The following is a 16317-nucleotide window of genomic DNA, read 5'->3' as shown; positions in this document are numbered from 1 at the left end:
GCTGGCCTTGCGGGGGACTGCGCGAACTGGTTTGTGTAATAGGCCTCCCACCACGATGACGGTGTCAATACTGATCACATGAACGTGGCCGCGGAGCGAGTGAGTGTGACCGGTGTGCTGACGGCAGTGCTCATCGTCGTGTCCGGGTGCGGCGACTTCGGAAGAGGTGCTGATGATGCGCCGGGGCCGGCGCCCACCTCCGCCACTTCGTCGGCATTTACTGTGACCACAGCCGAAAAGGCCACTTCGCAGGAGATCGCAACACCGACCTCCACAACGCTCTACGAGACACCCCACAGTCCTGCCGCGCCGACCCCGGCGATCGTGGCCGAGGGTGCTGAGTGCGGGCCCCGCGGTGCGTTGGCCGTCTTCGCTGACGGCGTGACCGCCTTCTGCGCCCGTTTGCAGTACACCGACGGTGCCGCGTGGTCGCGTGACCCGCAGTTGGCGCCGAATCCGGCAGTCGAGGAGGCGATGCGGCAGGCGGGGCCACGCCTCGGTGCGGAGTGCATGGGAGCGGATATCGGCCGCAGGGCGGTCGACGCCAGTGGCGTTGCGATCCTGTGCGACAACTACGTGTGGCGTCAGGATGTCGGACAGGAACCGCGGCATCCCTGGGTTGACGACCAGGTTCGGTGGATGGAGTGCCTCGAGCAATCGACCGAAGAGGAATGCAGAGATCTTCTCGACGAGTGATACGAGCCTGCGCCGCTGGCCCCCAGTCAGGCGAAGAACTCGCCCCAGATGATCACCCCGCCGATAACCGCCAGACCTCCGAAAATTCGAACGACGACCGAGGGGTCGTTAGCCACTATTAGGCGGATGTTGTGAGTGAATGCAACCCAGGTCGGCGGCCTTAGCCAGATCCAGCGAATTTTGTGGTTGAGGGAAGGTTTGTCGTCGTCCATTCGGTTCCTCCTAGTCACGGGGTGAAGTATCGGTCGAACACCGCACTTCCCCCCTTCTTTCCCAAGTAGCTGCCGACCGCTGCGCCGACGCCAGCGCCGAGGATCGCGCCAAGTGGGCCGACAGCACTGCCCGTCATGGCCCCGAGCGCCGCACCGCTTGTGGCGCCACCGGCGAGAGCGCTTACTGTCTCCAGTGACGCTTCAGCAGCCGAGGTCTCGCCCCTTGCGTATCCCTCGACGCCGTCGTAGATAGTGACGGCTGCGCCGGCAGGGCCGGCCGCTCTGCCGAGGCCGCGTAGGACGCCAGCCCACGCCCTTCCGGGGGCGTCCGCAACAGGGTTGAGCTTGTGTTTTCCACGAGTTTCGGGGTCCAGCTCGTCGGCCGCTATGGGGAACCCGTAGCCGGCCGCGCCGGTCACGGCGTCGACTGCGCCAAACCAACCGTTTCGTGACCCTCCCGGTATCGGTCGCCGGTCGACTTCGGGCGGGATCGCATCGTGGAGCCGGGTGGCCACGAGGTCGATCTCGCGGCCGTAGTGCTCGTCGAGCGACCGCACGGTGTCCAGGGCCATGCGGATCGTTTCGGCACGGGCGTTGACGGTGTCCTGGGTGATGTCGTCGCGGCCTGGTGCGGGGCCGACGGAGTCTTGGCCGACGACCAGTCCGGCACTGACGGCGTCCCGGACTCGGTCGCGTACCGATTGGACTGCGGGTTGCAGGGCTGCTTCGGCTCGGGACAGGGCGTCGGTGAGGTCTTTGAGTCCGTCTGCGAGTTTGGTGACGTGTGAATTCTCGGTTTCGGCGGCGTCGATGACCGCGTCTGCGGCGACGCCGGACCAGCCCTCGGAAAGCGTGTCCCGCCCGTCGGCCAAGGATGTCCGTAACCCTTCTGCAGTGGCACGACGGGTGGCAATGGCGTCCCCGGCGGCGGTCAGCGCGGTGGTGTCCCAACGACTGATCAGCCCGATCGTGTAACTCACGCCTCGCCCTCTCTGCAGCTTGTCCATCACCAGGTACGACGTCGCGAGCCCACCGTCCGGTTCCGCATCCGGCACAGAAATCTCTGGGCCCGGCACTGTGATGACCCACCCGTCGGCTGGCGACGACTGCGATGATCTCTGATCGTGAGCGCCTACCGACCTGACGACGCCCCTTCCGGCCTGCGGCGACGCGATTTGGCGCCGCGAACCTCAGGTCGGGGGAACCGTTCGGCGGCTCGGCCCGTCGTACAGGTTGTGGGGAAAAGTAGAGCGGTCGTAGCCGCGGTGGTGGCCGCCGGTGTGGTGCTGTCCGGGTGCGCGTCGGCTGACGGGGGAGAAGATCCGTCGACGACGACGAGCCCAACCGCAGCCGAGGAGCCGGGCAATCCCTGGGATCTGCCGATCGAGCAGCGGCCCGCCCTGTTCGACCCGTGTGCCGAGATCCCGATCGAGGCTGTCGAAAAAGCTGTCGGCACCGCTGTTCAACCGGATGATCTCGTCCACCATCACAGGCCAGATGAGCTATATGCCTGCGGATGGAAGAACGATGAAGTTCTTTTCGGAGTGGTGGGAACTTGGCAAGACCGACAGGGATTCTTGGACCACTCAAGACTCGTTCCCATCGATTCACAATCGATCGTTCAAGGAAGGCCGAGTCTCCGGGCGGCGGAAGTTGGAGACCGTGGAGATGAAAATTGCTACCAGGTGTTTTTTACCTCGCGAGGCGGAGTAGCAGTGAACGTCGCACTGATGTCGGTGCTGCGCGAGTTTCGTGGCGAGCGGTCAGTGAACGCCTGCGATGCGCTCGATCAAATCATTGAACCCGTCATGCAGTATGTACCGGAGGGTGACTTCTGATGGCAGTGAACCTCGAGCCTGGGATGGCGGAAGCATGTTCCGAGGCATGCAATCGCTTTGCAAACGTTGTCAGAAGCCTCGTTAAGCGCCACGTCTATGAGTCCTTTTCGGCCACCGGTATCTCGTTCCAAACTGCCCGTCAGATAGGGACGGTGTACTCGCTATTCGCCGACGAAGACCTTGCAACGCTGCTAGATGGCTTCATGAGTCAAGCCGACGCCATGCGACTGCTCTTCGCCGCCGCCGGGGGGCTCATCGAAGCGCAGGATGAAGCGTTGGCGGGGGCGTTGTCGAAGGCGGCTGAGGAAGCTGCCGGGCTGCAGAGCCTGGGGCTGATCCACGCAAGCGAATCGGACGTGTTCGCACTCGAGGGCATGTGCGTCATGGGCGCCTACGGGCGGGTGGGGCCGGAGGATGTGTCGGATTCGCCGCTGGAGCGCATCGCCCAGTGTGCTGAGGGGCTGCAGCCAAGCCAGTTCAGTGACATCGACGAGCGGGCCACCAGAGTCTCGGAGGCACTGAACTCGGCGGCGGAACAGCTCAACAGCGACCTCAACAACATCCTCGGTAGCAGTTGGCAGGGGGAGTTCGCGTCGAGTGCGCAGGACTCGGTGACGGGCCTGGTGAACTCGGCGTTCGCCCTGTCGGCGGAGTTGGAGCAGGTCGCAGCCAAGGCCAGGCGCGCGCACGACGGGTTCGTCACCACCCGCACCAACATCGCCGAGCAGGCAGCGCAGGCCACCATCGCGCAGCTCTCCGGCCAGGAGCACGGACCTGCGGGGCTGAGCGCCGCTGCCGAGTCGCGGGCCCGCATGGCGGCGGCGGAGGAGCAGGCCAGGGCGATCGTCAACACCGAGTACAGCCCCGCAGTCATGGACGCCAACCTGGACGACCTCGACTTCACTGCCGCCTACCGAGTCGTGTCGACCTCTGCGCTCGGCGGCCCGAACGGCGTCGACATGGCACGCATCTGGAACACCGAGGGCATTCCGCGGCCCGCCCAGCCGGCGGCGCCGAATGCTGCCGCGATTGCCGCCCTCACGGGTGGTGCGAGCGGCGCGGGTGACGAGGCGCCGGTGTCCGCCGGGACCGTGGGCGGCGCAGTGCCGGGGATGACGACGACGAGCACTCCCACCGCAGCCGTGGATGCCGCCACCGAGCAGGCGCTCCTGGCTGCGAGGGCAGGTGCGGCCGACGGGGGAGCAGCGGCAGCGCCGTCAGCGGGACCGGCAGGGGCGGGAGGTGGTGTCAACGCCACGACGACCGCAGCGGGGGCGCCGTTCGCGCCGATACCGGGCGCACACGGTCAGCAGACCGGCGCTGGCGCCGGAGCCGGCGGCGCGGCCGGGATCCGTGGGATCCGAGGCGGAACCGTCGGCGACCACAGCCGCAATCGCGATCGCGGGTTCGGCTCGACAGCCGGACTGGTCGGCGGCGGCGGGGCTGCCGCCGCAGGTGCAGGAGCCTCACGCATGGGTGGCGCCGGCACCCTGGCCGGGTTCGGTGCCGGCGGCCCGGCCGCAGGAGCACCCGGAGCCGGTTCGGCAGGCGCAGGTGCCGCGGGACCGGGTGCCGGGGCGTTCTCGTCGTCGTCACCAAGTGCGGCACACGCCGGGCGAGCTGGGGCAATGCCGATGGGTGGAGTGATGGGAGCGGCAGGGGCCGGGCAGAACAACGACCGCCGTGGCCACACCCCCGTGAGCTACCTGACCAACGCCACCAACACCACGGCGATCATCGGCGAACCGGTCAAGGTCGCGCCCGCGGTGCTGGGCCGCGCACCAGTGGAAGACGCAACCTCGGCCGTGCGGTCGGACCAGCCCGAACCGTTCCGAGGGCGCGTGATCGGCCGCGACTACACCGGCGGGGGTGCGGACCGGCACTAAGTGACGCGAGCGGCAGGCGAGGATGCGACCAAAGGCGCCGACCTGGGAACACCGGTGCTGCTCGCCCGCGTGTCCGGCCGGGCGGCGCCGGCCTCACGGGCGATCCCCCGCGCGGTGAGCAAAGGGTAACTAGCCCACACAACGAGGTCACTGCCCAGACACACAGACCTCCCAGACTTGTCGCGGTACGACCACCACCGCCGCACAGCTGGAGGCACCCGTGTCCTACGTTCAACCCCAGGACTTCACCCGCGCGATGATCGACGCCGGGGCGAAGAAGGTCCACATGTCCACCCGCGACACACTCATCCGCGGATTCATGGCCGGCGCGATCCTCGCGCTCGGGGCGGCATTCGCCGTCACCGTCACCGTCCAGACCGGCAGTGCGCTCCTCGGAGCAGTGCTCTTCCCGGTCGGCTTCATCCTCCTGTACCTGCTGGGCTTCGACCTGCTCACAGGCGTGTTCACCCTCGTGCCGCTGGCGCTGCTCGACAAGCGCCGCGGCGTCACGGTCGGGGGTATGCTGCGTAACTGGGGACTGGTCTTCGTCGGCAACTTCGCCGGCGCTCTCACCGTGGCGTTCCTCATCGCGTTCATCACCACCTACGGGTTCAACGTCGCCCCGGACGAGGTGGGTCAGCGGCTCGGCGAGATCGGCGAGTCGCGGACGCTGGGCTACGCCGAGCACGGTGCGGCCGGGATGCTGACACTGTTCTTCCGGGGCGTGCTGTGCAACTGGATGGTCTCCACCGGCGTGGTCGCCGCCATGATGTCGACCAGCGTCAGCGGCAAGGCACTGACCATGTGGATGCCCGTGATGCTGTTTTTCTACATGGGCTTCGAGCACTCCGTGGTCAACATGTTCCTGTTCCCGACCGGCCTGATGCTGGGCGGCGACTTCTCCCTCGGCGACTACCTCGTGTGGAACGAGATCCCGACCGTCGCCGGCAACCTCGTGGGCGGGCTGCTGTTCGTGGGTCTGACCCTCTACGTCACCCACGCGCGCACCAAGGCCCGGCGGACGTCGACTCCGGACACCGGCTCGACCGGCGCTCCGGCCAGCGCCACGGAGCCCGCCGCCACCGAGCCCGCCGCCACGGAGCCCGCCACCACCGAGCCCGCCACCACCGAGCGCGCGACCACCGAGCCCGCCGCAGTCTGACCCCGCGGGCACGCCAGCCCGCCAGCCCGCGAGCACGCCCACCCACCCACCCACCGACCCGCCCACCGAGAGGATCCGTTCGATGACCCCCATCATGTCCAGGCACGAGGCCTCGGCGTTCGTGGACTCCGCCCGCATCCGCCAGGGCCGCACCTGGGCCGACCTGGCCGGGCATCTGGGGACCCCGCTGGTATGGACCACCGCGGCGCTACTCGGCCAGCACCCGATGTCAACCGAGCAGGCACGGGCGGTGTGCGACCTCCTCGGCCTTGACGACGCCGTGGCAGAGAGCCTCGCCCTGCAGCCGAGCCGCGGAACGCCGGCAGAGGTGATGGCCGATCCGACGATCTATCGGTTGACCGAGGCGATGTCGGTGTACGGCCCGGCGCTCAAGGCGCTGATCCACGAGGAGTTCGGAGACGGGATCATGAGCGCGATCAACTTCACGGTCGACATCAACCGTCGCGCCGACCCCGACGGCGACCGGGTGGTGATCACGTTGGACGGGAAGTTTCTCGACTATCGGTGGTGACGGCCCCGACCGACCAGGAACCCCCCCGACCGACCAGGAACCCCCGCGGCGGGGGAGACTCCGGCGGCCGGCCGGAGACCCCCGCCACACCCGACGCGACCTCCCCGTGGTTGGCCACACCCTGCCAGGATCCGCTCAGGTTCGTCCCACTAGCCTGGGTGCGACCGGCGCCGAGCCACGCCCCGAGCCGCCTCGGCGCGCCGCGACCCGCAGATGGACCCCATGCCCAGAACCGCTGCCGTCACCGCGTTCCTCCGCAACGCGTGGCGCACCCTCACCGCCATGCGCACGGCGCTGATCCTGCTGTTCCTGTTGGCCGTCGCCGCCATCCCGGGCGCGCTCCTGCCACAGCGCAGCCTCAACGAGGGCAACGTCAACGAGTACATCGCCGAGAACGGGTGGCTGGGCGAGACCTACGACAAGCTCCAACTGTTCGACGTCTTCAGCAGCTGGTGGTTCACCGCCATCTACGTCCTGCTGTTCGTCTCGCTGGTCGGCTGCCTCACCCCGCGCTGCTTCGAACTGGTCCGCCAGCTGCGCACGCCACCGCCGCTGACCCCGCGCAACCTGTCCCGCCTGCCGCACCACGCCGCGTACCGGACCACGGCCACGCCGGAGCAGGCCGCGGACCAGATCCGCCGCGAGCTCAAGGGCCGGGTCCGCCGCAACGACGGCGACGGCCGCGTCCCCGGCACCATCGAACTGTCCACCGAGCGCGGCTACTCGCGGGAGATCGGCAACATCGTTTTCCACTTCGGCCTGCTCGCGCTGCTCGTCATGTTCGCGGCCGGCAAGTTCGTCTACGCCGAGGGCATGCGCGTCATCGTCGCCAATGAGGAGTCCCCGGCGTTCTGCAACACCACGCCCAGCGCGTACGACTCGTTCCGCGCCGGCCTGCTGGTGGACGGCACCGACCTCGAACAGTTCTGCATCAAGATCGAGGACTTCCGCGCCGACTACCTGCCCAACGGCCAGGCCGAGATGTTCACCTCCAACGTGCGCTACACGGAAGAGGTCACCACCACCGACCCCGACACGTGGCAGCCGTACGAGATGCGGGTCAACCACCCGCTGCGCATCGGCTCCACCCGCGTCTACCTGCAGGGACACGGCTTCGCGCCGACGTTCACGGTGACGTACCCCAACGGCGAGACCCGCACCGACACCCAGCACTGGTCACCGACCGAGCTGCAGACGTTCCTGTCCTCGGGCATCATGCGCTTCGACCCGCCCGCTGGCATGTACCCCGATCTGGCCGAGCGGCGCACGCAGCAGATCGCCATCCAGGGCCTGTTCGCGCCGACCGCGCAGTTCGACGGCACCCTGCTGAGCTCGCGGTTCCCGCGCATGGACGACCCGGCGGTGGCGATCGACGTCTACCGCGGGGACGCCGGCCTGGACACGGGCCGCCCGCAGTCGGTCTTCTCGCTCGAGCCGGACCTCATCGAGTCCGGCGCGCTCAACCGCGAGGCCCGCGTCAACCTCAAGCCCGGCGAATCCACCACCCTCCCCGACGGCACCGAGGTCCGCTTCGACGGCGCCGAGGAGTTCGTCAACATCCAGGTCTCCTCCGACCCCACGCAGATCTGGGTGGGGGTGTCGGCCGCCGTGATGATGGCGGGCCTGGTGCTCAGCCTGATGGTGCGGCGCCGGAGGATCTGGGCGCGGGTGAGTGTCGACGACGACGAGGTCACCCGTGTCGATCTGGGTGGCCTGGCCAAGACGGACCGATCGGGCTGGGGGAGCGAGTTCGACGAACTCCGGGACCGGCTGGTCTCGGCGGCGACTGTCACACCCGTGTTGCCGGGTGAGGCCGACACGGGCCACACTTCAACTAGTCGCGGTACCGCCGCCGACGCTGCGCGGAAGGACGACACCCGGTGATCACTTCGACCCTCGCACAGGGCCTGCCCATCGACGAGACGCTGGCCACCTACTCGGACCTGGCGTTCCGGACGGCCTTCGGGATCTACGCCCTGGCGCTGATCGCGTCGCTGATCTACTACGCGGGCTTCCGCGTGGCCAAGGTCTCGGAGAAGGAACTGGTCACGGCCGGTGGGACCGGGCTGACCGAGTCGCGCTCCCTCACCGACACCGGCGACGAGGAGCGGGCCTCGGCCGGCAACGTGCGCTGGGCGCGGATCGCGCAGCTGTTCGTGGTGCTCGGGTTCGTGTTCCACGCCGCGTCCCTCGTCCTGCGGGGGCTGTCCACGGAGCGGTTCCCGTGGGGCAACATGTACGAGTTCATCCTGGGCAGCACGCTGTTGGCGGTGGCGGCGGGGCTGATCTGGCTGCGCAAGCCCGCACTGCAGGTGGTGTGGCCGTATCTGCTGGTGCCGATCCTGGTGCTGCTGTTCTTCGGCGGGACCCACCTGTACTCGGACGCCGCCCCCGTGGTGCCGGCGCTGCGCTCGTACTGGCTGCCGATCCACGTGTCGATCATCGCGCTGGGCTCGGGCATCCTGCTCATCCCCGGTGTCGTGTCGATCATGTACCTCATCCGCGTGTGGCAGCCCAGGGGCGCCGAGCACGGCTGGGGCGCCCGCCTGGCGCGACCGCTGCCGACCGCCGAGACCCTCGACCGCCTCGCGTACCGCACCACGGTCATCGGCTTCCCGGTCTTCGGCGTGGGCATCCTGCTCGGCGCCGTGTGGGCCGAGAGCGCGTGGGGACGCTTCTGGGGCTGGGACCCCAAGGAGACGGTGTCGTTCATCTCCTGGGTGCTCTACGCGGGCTACCTGCACGCCCGTGCGACCAGCGGCTGGGGCCCCAAGAAGGCGGCGTGGATCAACATCGCCGGCTTCGCCGTGCTGGTGTTCAACCTGTTCTTCATCAACATCGTGGTCTCGGGCCTGCACTCCTACGCCGGTCTGAACTAGCTCCCGGCGGCGTCGCCCATCGTGTGGACGACGTCGGCCCAGTCGGCCGCGAGCCGCTGATCATGGGTGATCACCAGGACGCCGAGCCCCCCGTCGGCGCGGGCCCGCAGGACGCCCGCGATCGCGTTCGTGCTCTCGGGGTCCAGATGCGCGGTGGCCTCGTCGGCGATCAGGTAACGCGGCCGCTGGGCCAGCGCCCGGGCGAGGCAGGCGCGGTGGAGTTGTCCGCCGGAGACCTGTTCGGGCCGTCGGTCGAGTAGGCCGGGGTCCAGTCCGACCTCCCGGGCGAGCGCGTCCACGTCCACCGGGCTCCCGCGCAGCCGCCCGGGCAGAGCGATCATCCGGCGGAGCGTCATCCGGGGGTCCGCCGACGCCATCGGGTCCTGATCCAGCAGCGCCGTGTGCCCGGGCAGTCGGCCGCGCCGGCGCCGCACCTCCCGCACACCCGGGCCGTCGGTCGGCGCGCCGGGTTCGTCCGTCACCGTCACCGTCCCGGCGGTGGGGGCCAGCAGCCCGGCGAGCAGGTGCGCGAGGGTGGTCTTTCCGCTTCCGGAGGGACCCACCAGCGCGGTGATCCGGCCCCCGCACACGGTGAGATCGGTCGGGGGCAACGCGAATCCGTCGGGTCCGGCGTGCCGGAAGGCGACCCCGCGCGCGGCCAGCGTCATGCCGAGACCACCTCCGCGACCGACCGGAGCCGCCCGCCTCGCATCTCGAGGACCTCATCGGCGACGCCGCTCGCCGCGAGCGCGGCATGGTCGTGGGTCGTGAGGAGAATCGCGAGTCCTGCGTCGTCGGCCAGTCGGCGCAGCGTCGTCAGGACGGTCCGGGCCAGGTCGGCGTCCAGGCCGGTGGTGGGTTCGTCGGCGAGCAGGACGGTGGGGTTCGTGCTCAGCGCGGCCGCGATCGCCATCCGGCGCAGCTGGCCGCCGGAGAGTTGGTGCGGGTACCGGTCGGCCAGGGCGGGATTGACCCTCACGAGCCGGCACAGGGCGTCGACGTCAGGGGCGCGGCGGTCGCCGCGGCCCCGGCGCCCAACGGCGAGTCCTTCCTCGAGCTGCCCCCGCAGGTGCCGGGTCGGGGTGAACGCGGCCGCGGCGGACTGGGGGACGTGACCGGTCGACCCGCCGGAGCCCAGCGCCACCCGGCCTGCGGTGATCGCGCCCGCAGGGGTCATCCCGGCGCAGGCGTCGAGCAGGCTGGACTTGCCGGCGCCCGACGGCCCGATGATCGCCACGACCCGGCCCGGCGCGATCCGCAGGGACACCCCGTCGACCGCCCGCACCGAGCCCGGGCCCCGGTGCGCCACCACGAGATCGCCCACCGTCAGGCCCGCCCGGCTGGTGCCCACCTCGTCGTCGTCGCGGTGGTGGTCGCCGGGCGCGTGGTCACCCACGGGGACCCCGCGCCGCACTGCCCCGCGTCGCACTGCCCCGCGCCGCGCCCACCCGCGCCCCGGCGTCCCGGGCCCCAGCAGCGCCACCGCCACGGTCACCGCGATGAGCGCGACGGTGGGGAAGGCCAACGGCCACCACCGGCCGAGCAGGAGTCCGGACTGGGACAGCGCGACCAGTGTGCCGAGGCTCGGCCGTTCGGGCGGCATCCCGATGCCGAGGAACGACAGCGTCGACTCGTGCCACACGGCGTGCGGGACCATGAGCACCATCGCGAGGCCGGCCTGCCCGACCACGGCCGGCAGGACGTGCCACCGCGCGAGCTGCAGCGGGGACGCCCCGGCGACGCGGGACGCTGCCACGTACCGCGACGCCATGATCTTCTGCGCCTCCGCCCGCACCACCCGCGCGACGGCCGGCCAGTGCGTCAGCGCCAGCGCCACCACGATGGCGGCGAGCGAGCCCCGGAACAGCGCCACAACCATGACCGTGGCGAGCAGGTGCGGCACGGCGGCGACCGCGTCGGTGCAGCGCATGAGTGCCGCGTCGACCCGGCCACCGCACGCCGCCGCTACGGCGCCCACCGCCACCCCGAGCACCCCGGCGAGCACCGCCGCGCCCACGGCGACCGCGAGCGACACCCGCAGCGCCTGCGCCACCCGGACGGACAGGTCGTGCCCCAGCCCGTCGGTGCCCATCGGGTGCGCCCACTTCGGCGGCAGGTCGGCTGACAGGTACCCGGACGACGCCATATCGGCGGGCGCGATCGCGGGCCACACCAGGGCGAACGCCACCACGGCCACGAGCATCACCCCGCCCGCCGCCCGCAGGCCAGCCACCCGCCCCACCGCCCGATCACGCATCGATCCGCACCCTCGGGTCGGCGACCATCAGCAGACAGTCGGCGAGCCACGTGCCGACCAGGACGGTGAGCGACGCGGCGACCGTCACCGCGGCGAGCAGCGCGAAGTCGGCCCCGAGTGCGGCGTCGACGGTCGCAGCCGCCACCCCGGGCCACGCGAAGACGGTCTCCACGACCAGCGATCCGACCATCACTTCGGGCACCCGCGAGCCGAGCAGCGCGATAAGCGGCGCCCACGCGACGGGTGCGACGTGCCTGCTCAGAACGGTCCATTCGCCCAGTCCGCGGGCCCGCGCCTCGGCGACGGCCGGCGAGGCCCCGGCGTCGAGCACCGCCCGCCGGAACGCGAGCAACATCCACGGCACCTGCCCGGCGGCCAGCACGAGCGCGGGCAGCATGCCGTACCGCACCACGCCGCCCACCGTGGCCGCCTGGCCGGGCGGGGCCGCGCCGGAGACGGGCAGCCACCCCAGCGCCACCGAGAACACCGCCACCGAGCCCAGGGCCAGCGCGAACGTCGGGATCGAACTCAGCGTGACCGCCGCCCCGGCGAGCGCCCGGTCGACCGCGCCGTGGGGGCGCGCCGCCGCGATGAGGCCGGAGAGGACGACGACGACGAGGGCGATCCCCAGCCCCACCGCCGACAGTCCCACGGTCCACGGAAGCCGCTCGGTGAGCACGTCGAGCACCGGTTGGCGGAAGGTGGGGGAGTAGCCGATATCGCCGGTCGCCAGTCCCGCGATCCACTGTGTCCAGGCCTGCCACCAGGGCCGATCGGTGCCGAGGGCGGTGGCGGAGGCCGAGCGTTCGGCGGCGGTCAGGCGTTCATAGCCGTCGCCGAGGTGGGCGGCCAGCGGGTCGAGCGGTGAGGCGTCGGCCATGATGAACGCCGCCAGCGTCACGGCGAGCACGACGATCGGCGCGGCGAGCGCCCGGCGGACCGTGACGCGTGCGAGTTCGGCCCGCCGTTCACGCAGTCGCCGGATCACGGGCGGGCCGTCCAGTGCGCGATCGCCCACCACGGTCCCCAGGTCGCGCCGTGGGAGTGCGGTTCGAGGATCGGGGCGGGGCCGGTGTGGCCTGTGTCGCGGACGAGATAGGTGTGATCGAGCGTCACGAGGAACAGGTGCCCGGGGTCGCGGTGGTACGCCTGTAAGGCCTGCCGGTAGAAGTGGGTCCGTTCGGCCGGGTCGGCGGCCCGGCGGGCGGCGTCGAGGGCGCGGTCGATGTCCGCGTCGCCGTAGCCACCGGGGTTGTCCAGCGGCCCGGACAGCGGGGTCCGCGAATGCAGGGTGCGGTAGGCCTGGGTGTCGACGGTGTACGGGTTGTCACCGCCGCCCAGCAGGACCGCCACCTCGCCGGCCCGGGCCTCGATCTCGTCCCACGTCCCGCCCCACAGTTCCACGGCCACGCCCACCTCGCGCAGCTGGTCGGCCACCGCCGAGGCGAGTTCGCGGCGCAGCGAGTCGGTGACGGGATAGGCCAGCACGAACTCGGCCCTGTCGGCGGAGCCTCCGCGGACCAGCACCCCGTCAGGCCCCGGCCGCCACCCGGCCTCCGCGAGCTGGCCCCGCGCGTCGGCCCGGCGCGCGGCCGGGTCCGCGTCGGCTTGCTCGCCGGCCACGCCGACCGGCTCGTGCTCCGGGTAGGCGTCGGTGATCGGCGAGGTGGCGGGCCGGCCGTGCCCGGCGAGGACGTGCTCGACCAGCGACTCGCGGTCCACGGCCAGCGACAACGCGCGCCGGACCGCCGGGTCGCCGGTGAACGGGTGCGCGGTGGGCAAGGCCACGGCCCGCCAGTCCGCGCTGTTGACCGACACCAGCTCCAGCCCGTCGCGGTCGGCCAGCCCGGCAGCCAGCGCGGGTGGCAGGACGGTGCCGTCGACCTCGCCGGTGACGATCATCTGGGCGCGGGCGTTCTCGTCGGGCACCGATCGCAAGACGAGGGTGTCGACGTCGGGGGCGCCGTCGCGGTGGTCGGGATCGCCCACCAGCACGGCCTCGCCGGGGGAGAGGCGCTGGAGCCGGTAGGGGCCGGTGCCGACGGGCGCGGTGTTGAGCGGGGACTCCGCGGCCGGCCCCGGCGCGAGCAGTTCGGACGGGGCGATGCCGAGCAGCAGTCGCGCGGGCATCCCCGGGTCCGGTGCGTCGAGTCCGAACTCCACGGTGAGCGGGTCCGGCGTGCCGATCCGGGCGATCGACGTGTAGTCCGACGCGATCGGCGAGCCCGACACCGGATCGACCACCGCCCGGTAGGTCGCCGCGACGTCCCCGGAATCGAGCGCGGTGCCGTCGTGGAACCGCACGCCCTCGCGCAGGCGGACGGTCCACGTGAGCCCGTCGTCGCTGACCTCCGGTTCGGCCGCGGCCAGCGCGGGCACGAGGTCGGGCAGCGTCTTGTCGTCCGCGGCCGCCGGACGAAGCAGCCCCTCGTACAGCGGCGAGACGCCGGTGGAGCCGTAGCCGGCGACCGGGTTGAACTCGCCCAGCGGCGCCGAGTCGGCCAGCACGACCCGGCCGCCGACGCTCCCGCCGCCGCTGCCACCACCCTCCCCGCCGTCACCAGCGGCGGACGGCATCGCGCATCCCGACGCGGCCAGGGCCACTGCGAGGCCCACACCGGCGACGGCGTAGAACGGTCTCAAGTGCGTCTCCTGCCCACGGGAGATACATGTCCGGTCGGACACCTAGTGCGCCCGAGCGTAGAGACCGAATGTGTCGCGGCTGTTACGGAGGAACCGATGGACGTGAACCGATGGACGTGAACGACTGGGCCGCGCGCTTCGACCTGCTCGCCGACCCCACCCGCCTCGGTCTCCTGGCGCACATGCACCACGCCGGGCCGGGCTTCGCGACGGTCTCCGACCTGGCCGACGCCGTCGGCATCACCCGCAACGCGGCGTCCCAGGCGCTGCGGATCCTGCGCGACCAGGGCTGGGTCAGCGCGACGCGTGACGACGCCGACGGCCGCATCGTGCGCTACACCCTCGTCGACGACACCGTGCACCGGATCCTGCACCTCATGGGCGCGCGCCACGACTGAATCCCGGCGGTAACACCTCGGCAATGTGACCTCGCCATCCTGAGCGCATGGACATCCCCGTCGCCGAGACCCTGGCCCGCTGGCGTCTCCGGCGGCTGCGTGGACGCGGCGGTGTACACGCTGTGCGAGCAGGTCATCGCTGACGGCTACCCCGCCCTCGCGCACTTCGGCCCCGACGGCGACGAACTCCCCGACCAGCTCCTGGACGTGGGCCCGACCTGCGGCGGATCGCTCGAGGTGTTCGTCGAACCACTCGCCCCGCATCCCGTCACGCATTCCGCCCAGCATCCCGTCGACCGACTGCTCGCCGCCGCGCGCGAGGGCCACGCCGTGGTCGCGGCCACCCTCCTGGACGGCCCCTGCGCCGGGCAGTGGATGGTGGCGGGGGGGGCGACGGCGGCACAGGGTCGACGACGACGAGGCCCCGCCCTGGCGGGGGCACGGCGGGAGGAAGGGCCGGACCGGAGGCAAGTAACACTGCCGACACACAACGTCGCTAGCGTTCAGAAGCGTCGACGCGCGCCGACGCGCATGCCGGCCCCCGGACGCGCCGCCGCCCGAGCACGAGAGGACCCCAGGATGAAGCTCACCCCCCGCGAGTTGGACAAGCTCACCCTGTTCACCGCGGCCGAGGTCGCGCGCCGCAGGCTCGAGCGCGGGGTGCTGCTCAACGTCCCCGAGGCCACCGCGCTCATCTCGTGGGAGATCGTCGAGCACGCCCGCGACGGCCGCACCGTCGCCGAGTGCATGGACCTCGGTCGGCAGGTGCTCGACGCCGGCCGGGTGATGGACGGCGTGGTCGAGCGGCTGGCGATGATTCAGGTCGAGGCCACGTTCCCCGACGGCACCAAGCTCGTCACCGTGCACGACCCCATCGGGCCGGTGGAGCAGAGCGCGTGAGCGGCCACGGGCACGGCGACGCCCACGGGCACGGCGACGCCCACGAGCACGGCCACGAGCCCACCGACCCGGCGACCGCCCGGATCGTCCTCGCGTTGGGCCCGGAGTCCGAGCAGATGCCGGACCTGGACATCCCCGCCGCACGGCCGGGCCGCGACCTGGCCGACCTGGTGGAGGAGCAGGCGCGAAGGCCCGGGGGACCGGATTCGGCGGGAGAGAGTGCCGGTGTCGTCGTCGTCGTCCCCATGACGTTCGGCCGCGCGCCCGCGATGGTCGCCGACTGCTCCCGGACGTTGCGCGACGTCCGGGGCAGCACCGACCGCGCACGGCTCGCCCCGGGCTCCGCTGGTTCCATGGGCCCGGTGGCATTGGCGGCGCCGCTCGGCGACGCGACCATGCTCGTCACCCGCCTGCGCGCGGTGATCCGGCGGCACGGCGCGGTGTGCTCGGCGCTTCTGGTGAGCCGCGCGATCGACCCGTTCGCCGACGCCGAGCTGTACCGCCTCGCCCGGCTCGCGCGGCAGTACGGGCAGCCCGGCCTGGTCGAGGTGGCGTTCCACGGCGGCGACGAACCCGATCCCGACCTCGCCGAGGGGCTCGAGCGCGTCCGCGCCCTCGGCGGCCGACGGCCGGTGCTGGTCTCGGCGACCCTCGCCCCCGCGCCGGTCACCGGACTCGAGCTGCCCGGCGAGGGCGAGCACCTGTTCGGCCCGGCCGTGCTGCGCAGCGTGATCGACACCCGCGTCCGCGAGGCCGTGCACCGGCTCGACCACGGCGACGACGGCATCGACGCCGCCCTCGACGCCGAGGACGGCCACGGGTACGCCCACTCGCACGTCGCCGCCGACGGCTCCGTCTACACCCACTCCCACTAGCCGCCCCAGCCACTCCACCCCGACTCACCCCACCCCGAC

At 71.4% G+C, this 16317-nt stretch carries 16 protein-coding genes; 10 read left to right on the top strand and 6 right to left on the bottom strand.

What is annotated here, in order from left to right; translation table 11 throughout:
• Nucleotides 1-78 precede the first annotated feature (78 nt).
• Complete coding sequence (locus tag VZF99_RS12855; RefSeq protein WP_407334980.1) at nt 79-696, top strand: hypothetical protein; 618 nt, start codon at nt 79-81, stop codon at nt 694-696.
• A 26-nt stretch (nt 697-722) separates the two neighbouring features.
• On the opposite strand, the gene VZF99_RS12850 is transcribed toward VZF99_RS12855, so the two are convergent.
• Both VZF99_RS12850 and VZF99_RS12845 read right to left on the bottom strand, forming a co-directional pair.
• Entirely contained in the window at nt 723-908 is a 186-nt protein-coding gene (locus VZF99_RS12850) for a hypothetical protein (RefSeq protein ID WP_069388623.1), read from the bottom strand.
• A 14-nt stretch (nt 909-922) separates the two neighbouring features.
• Nucleotides 923-1888 carry a WXG100 family type VII secretion target gene (locus tag VZF99_RS12845; RefSeq protein WP_407334979.1) on the bottom strand — a complete coding sequence of 322 codons (966 nt, stop codon included), beginning with the start codon at nt 1886-1888 and terminating at the stop codon, nt 923-925.
• 144 nt (nt 1889-2032) lie between these two features.
• On the opposite strand from VZF99_RS12845, the gene VZF99_RS12840 reads away from it, so the two are divergent.
• The 6 genes from VZF99_RS12840 to ccsB all read left to right on the top strand — a co-directional run bounded on the left by VZF99_RS12840 (nt 2033) and on the right by ccsB (nt 9205).
• Complete coding sequence (locus VZF99_RS12840) at nt 2033-2746, top strand: DUF3558 family protein (RefSeq protein ID WP_407334978.1); 714 nt, start codon at nt 2033-2035, stop codon at nt 2744-2746.
• A gap of 203 nt (nt 2747-2949) precedes the next feature.
• The gene (locus VZF99_RS12835; protein ID WP_407334977.1) at nt 2950-4632 is read left to right on the top strand and encodes a hypothetical protein; all 1683 of its coding nucleotides are present in this window, start codon (nt 2950-2952) and stop codon (nt 4630-4632) included.
• Between the two features lie 220 nt (nt 4633-4852).
• On the top strand, nt 4853-5794 hold the full coding sequence (locus VZF99_RS12830) for a formate/nitrite transporter family protein (protein ID WP_407334976.1): 942 nt from the start codon (nt 4853-4855) through the stop codon (nt 5792-5794).
• A gap of 82 nt (nt 5795-5876) precedes the next feature.
• On the top strand, nt 5877-6326 hold the full coding sequence (gene cynS / locus VZF99_RS12825; RefSeq protein WP_407334975.1) for a cyanase: 450 nt from the start codon (nt 5877-5879) through the stop codon (nt 6324-6326).
• A 222-nt stretch (nt 6327-6548) separates the two neighbouring features.
• The gene (locus VZF99_RS12820) at nt 6549-8210 is read left to right on the top strand and encodes a cytochrome c biogenesis protein ResB (protein WP_407334974.1); all 1662 of its coding nucleotides are present in this window, start codon (nt 6549-6551) and stop codon (nt 8208-8210) included.
• Nucleotides 8207-9205, top strand: coding sequence for a c-type cytochrome biogenesis protein CcsB (gene ccsB / locus VZF99_RS12815; protein WP_317469039.1), 999 nt, complete (start codon nt 8207-8209; stop codon nt 9203-9205). The genes VZF99_RS12820 and ccsB overlap by 4 nt, the downstream gene beginning before the upstream one ends.
• Here ccsB and VZF99_RS12810 read toward each other — a convergent pair.
• The 4 genes from VZF99_RS12810 to VZF99_RS12795 are packed head-to-tail and all read right to left on the bottom strand — an operon-like array spanning nt 9202 to nt 14105.
• Entirely contained in the window at nt 9202-9873 is a 672-nt protein-coding gene (locus tag VZF99_RS12810; RefSeq protein ID WP_407334973.1) for an ATP-binding cassette domain-containing protein, read from the bottom strand. The two genes, ccsB and VZF99_RS12810, sit on opposite strands and share 4 nt — an antisense overlap.
• On the bottom strand, nt 9870-11462 hold the full coding sequence (locus VZF99_RS12805; RefSeq protein ID WP_407334972.1) for an ATP-binding cassette domain-containing protein: 1593 nt from the start codon (nt 11460-11462) through the stop codon (nt 9870-9872). The genes VZF99_RS12810 and VZF99_RS12805 overlap by 4 nt, the downstream gene beginning before the upstream one ends.
• On the bottom strand, nt 11455-12480 hold the full coding sequence (locus tag VZF99_RS12800) for an ABC transporter permease (protein WP_407334971.1): 1026 nt from the start codon (nt 12478-12480) through the stop codon (nt 11455-11457). Before VZF99_RS12800 ends, VZF99_RS12805 begins: the two co-directional genes overlap by 8 nt.
• Nucleotides 12447-14105, bottom strand: coding sequence for an ABC transporter substrate-binding protein (locus tag VZF99_RS12795; protein WP_407334970.1), 1659 nt, complete (start codon nt 14103-14105; stop codon nt 12447-12449). The genes VZF99_RS12800 and VZF99_RS12795 overlap by 34 nt, the downstream gene beginning before the upstream one ends.
• A gap of 110 nt (nt 14106-14215) precedes the next feature.
• On the opposite strand from VZF99_RS12795, the gene VZF99_RS12790 reads away from it, so the two are divergent.
• The 3 genes from VZF99_RS12790 to VZF99_RS12780 all read left to right on the top strand — a co-directional run bounded on the left by VZF99_RS12790 (nt 14216) and on the right by VZF99_RS12780 (nt 16278).
• The gene (locus VZF99_RS12790; protein WP_269529388.1) at nt 14216-14503 is read left to right on the top strand and encodes a helix-turn-helix transcriptional regulator; all 288 of its coding nucleotides are present in this window, start codon (nt 14216-14218) and stop codon (nt 14501-14503) included.
• Between the two features lie 579 nt (nt 14504-15082).
• Nucleotides 15083-15403, top strand: a complete 321-nt coding sequence (locus VZF99_RS12785; RefSeq protein ID WP_067713537.1) for an urease subunit gamma — start codon at nt 15083-15085, stop codon at nt 15401-15403.
• Nucleotides 15400-16278 (top strand): hypothetical protein, encoded by an 879-nt coding sequence (locus VZF99_RS12780; RefSeq protein WP_407334969.1) that lies wholly within the window; start codon nt 15400-15402, stop codon nt 16276-16278. Before VZF99_RS12785 ends, VZF99_RS12780 begins: the two co-directional genes overlap by 4 nt.
• Nucleotides 16279-16317: the final 39 nt, after the last annotated feature.

The sequence above is a fragment of the Dietzia kunjamensis genome (genome assembly GCF_045689975.1).
GTDB lineage: Bacteria > Actinomycetota > Actinomycetes > Mycobacteriales > Mycobacteriaceae > Dietzia > Dietzia kunjamensis.
The sequence above is the reverse complement of the archived record's forward strand: the minus strand, read 5'-3'. Positions and strand labels throughout refer to the sequence as shown.

What these genes read in the sequence shown, in the direction of transcription:
- VZF99_RS12855 (WP_407334980.1), top strand. Translation starts at nt 79, where the DNA reads ATGAACGTGGCCGCGGAGCGAGTGAGTGTGACCGGTGTGCTGACGGCA.
- VZF99_RS12850 (WP_069388623.1), bottom strand. Translation starts at nt 908, where the DNA reads ATGGACGACGACAAACCTTCCCTCAACCACAAAATTCGCTGGATCTGG.
- VZF99_RS12835 (WP_407334977.1), top strand. Translation starts at nt 2,950, where the DNA reads ATGAGTCAAGCCGACGCCATGCGACTGCTCTTCGCCGCCGCCGGGGGG.
- cynS (WP_407334975.1), top strand. Translation starts at nt 5,877, where the DNA reads ATGACCCCCATCATGTCCAGGCACGAGGCCTCGGCGTTCGTGGACTCC.
- VZF99_RS12820 (WP_407334974.1), top strand. Translation starts at nt 6,549, where the DNA reads ATGCCCAGAACCGCTGCCGTCACCGCGTTCCTCCGCAACGCGTGGCGC.
- VZF99_RS12810 (WP_407334973.1), bottom strand. Translation starts at nt 9,873, where the DNA reads ATGACGCTGGCCGCGCGCGGGGTCGCCTTCCGGCACGCCGGACCCGAC.
- VZF99_RS12805 (WP_407334972.1), bottom strand. Translation starts at nt 11,462, where the DNA reads ATGCGTGATCGGGCGGTGGGGCGGGTGGCTGGCCTGCGGGCGGCGGGC.
- VZF99_RS12790 (WP_269529388.1), top strand. Translation starts at nt 14,216, where the DNA reads ATGGACGTGAACGACTGGGCCGCGCGCTTCGACCTGCTCGCCGACCCC.
- VZF99_RS12785 (WP_067713537.1), top strand. Translation starts at nt 15,083, where the DNA reads ATGAAGCTCACCCCCCGCGAGTTGGACAAGCTCACCCTGTTCACCGCG.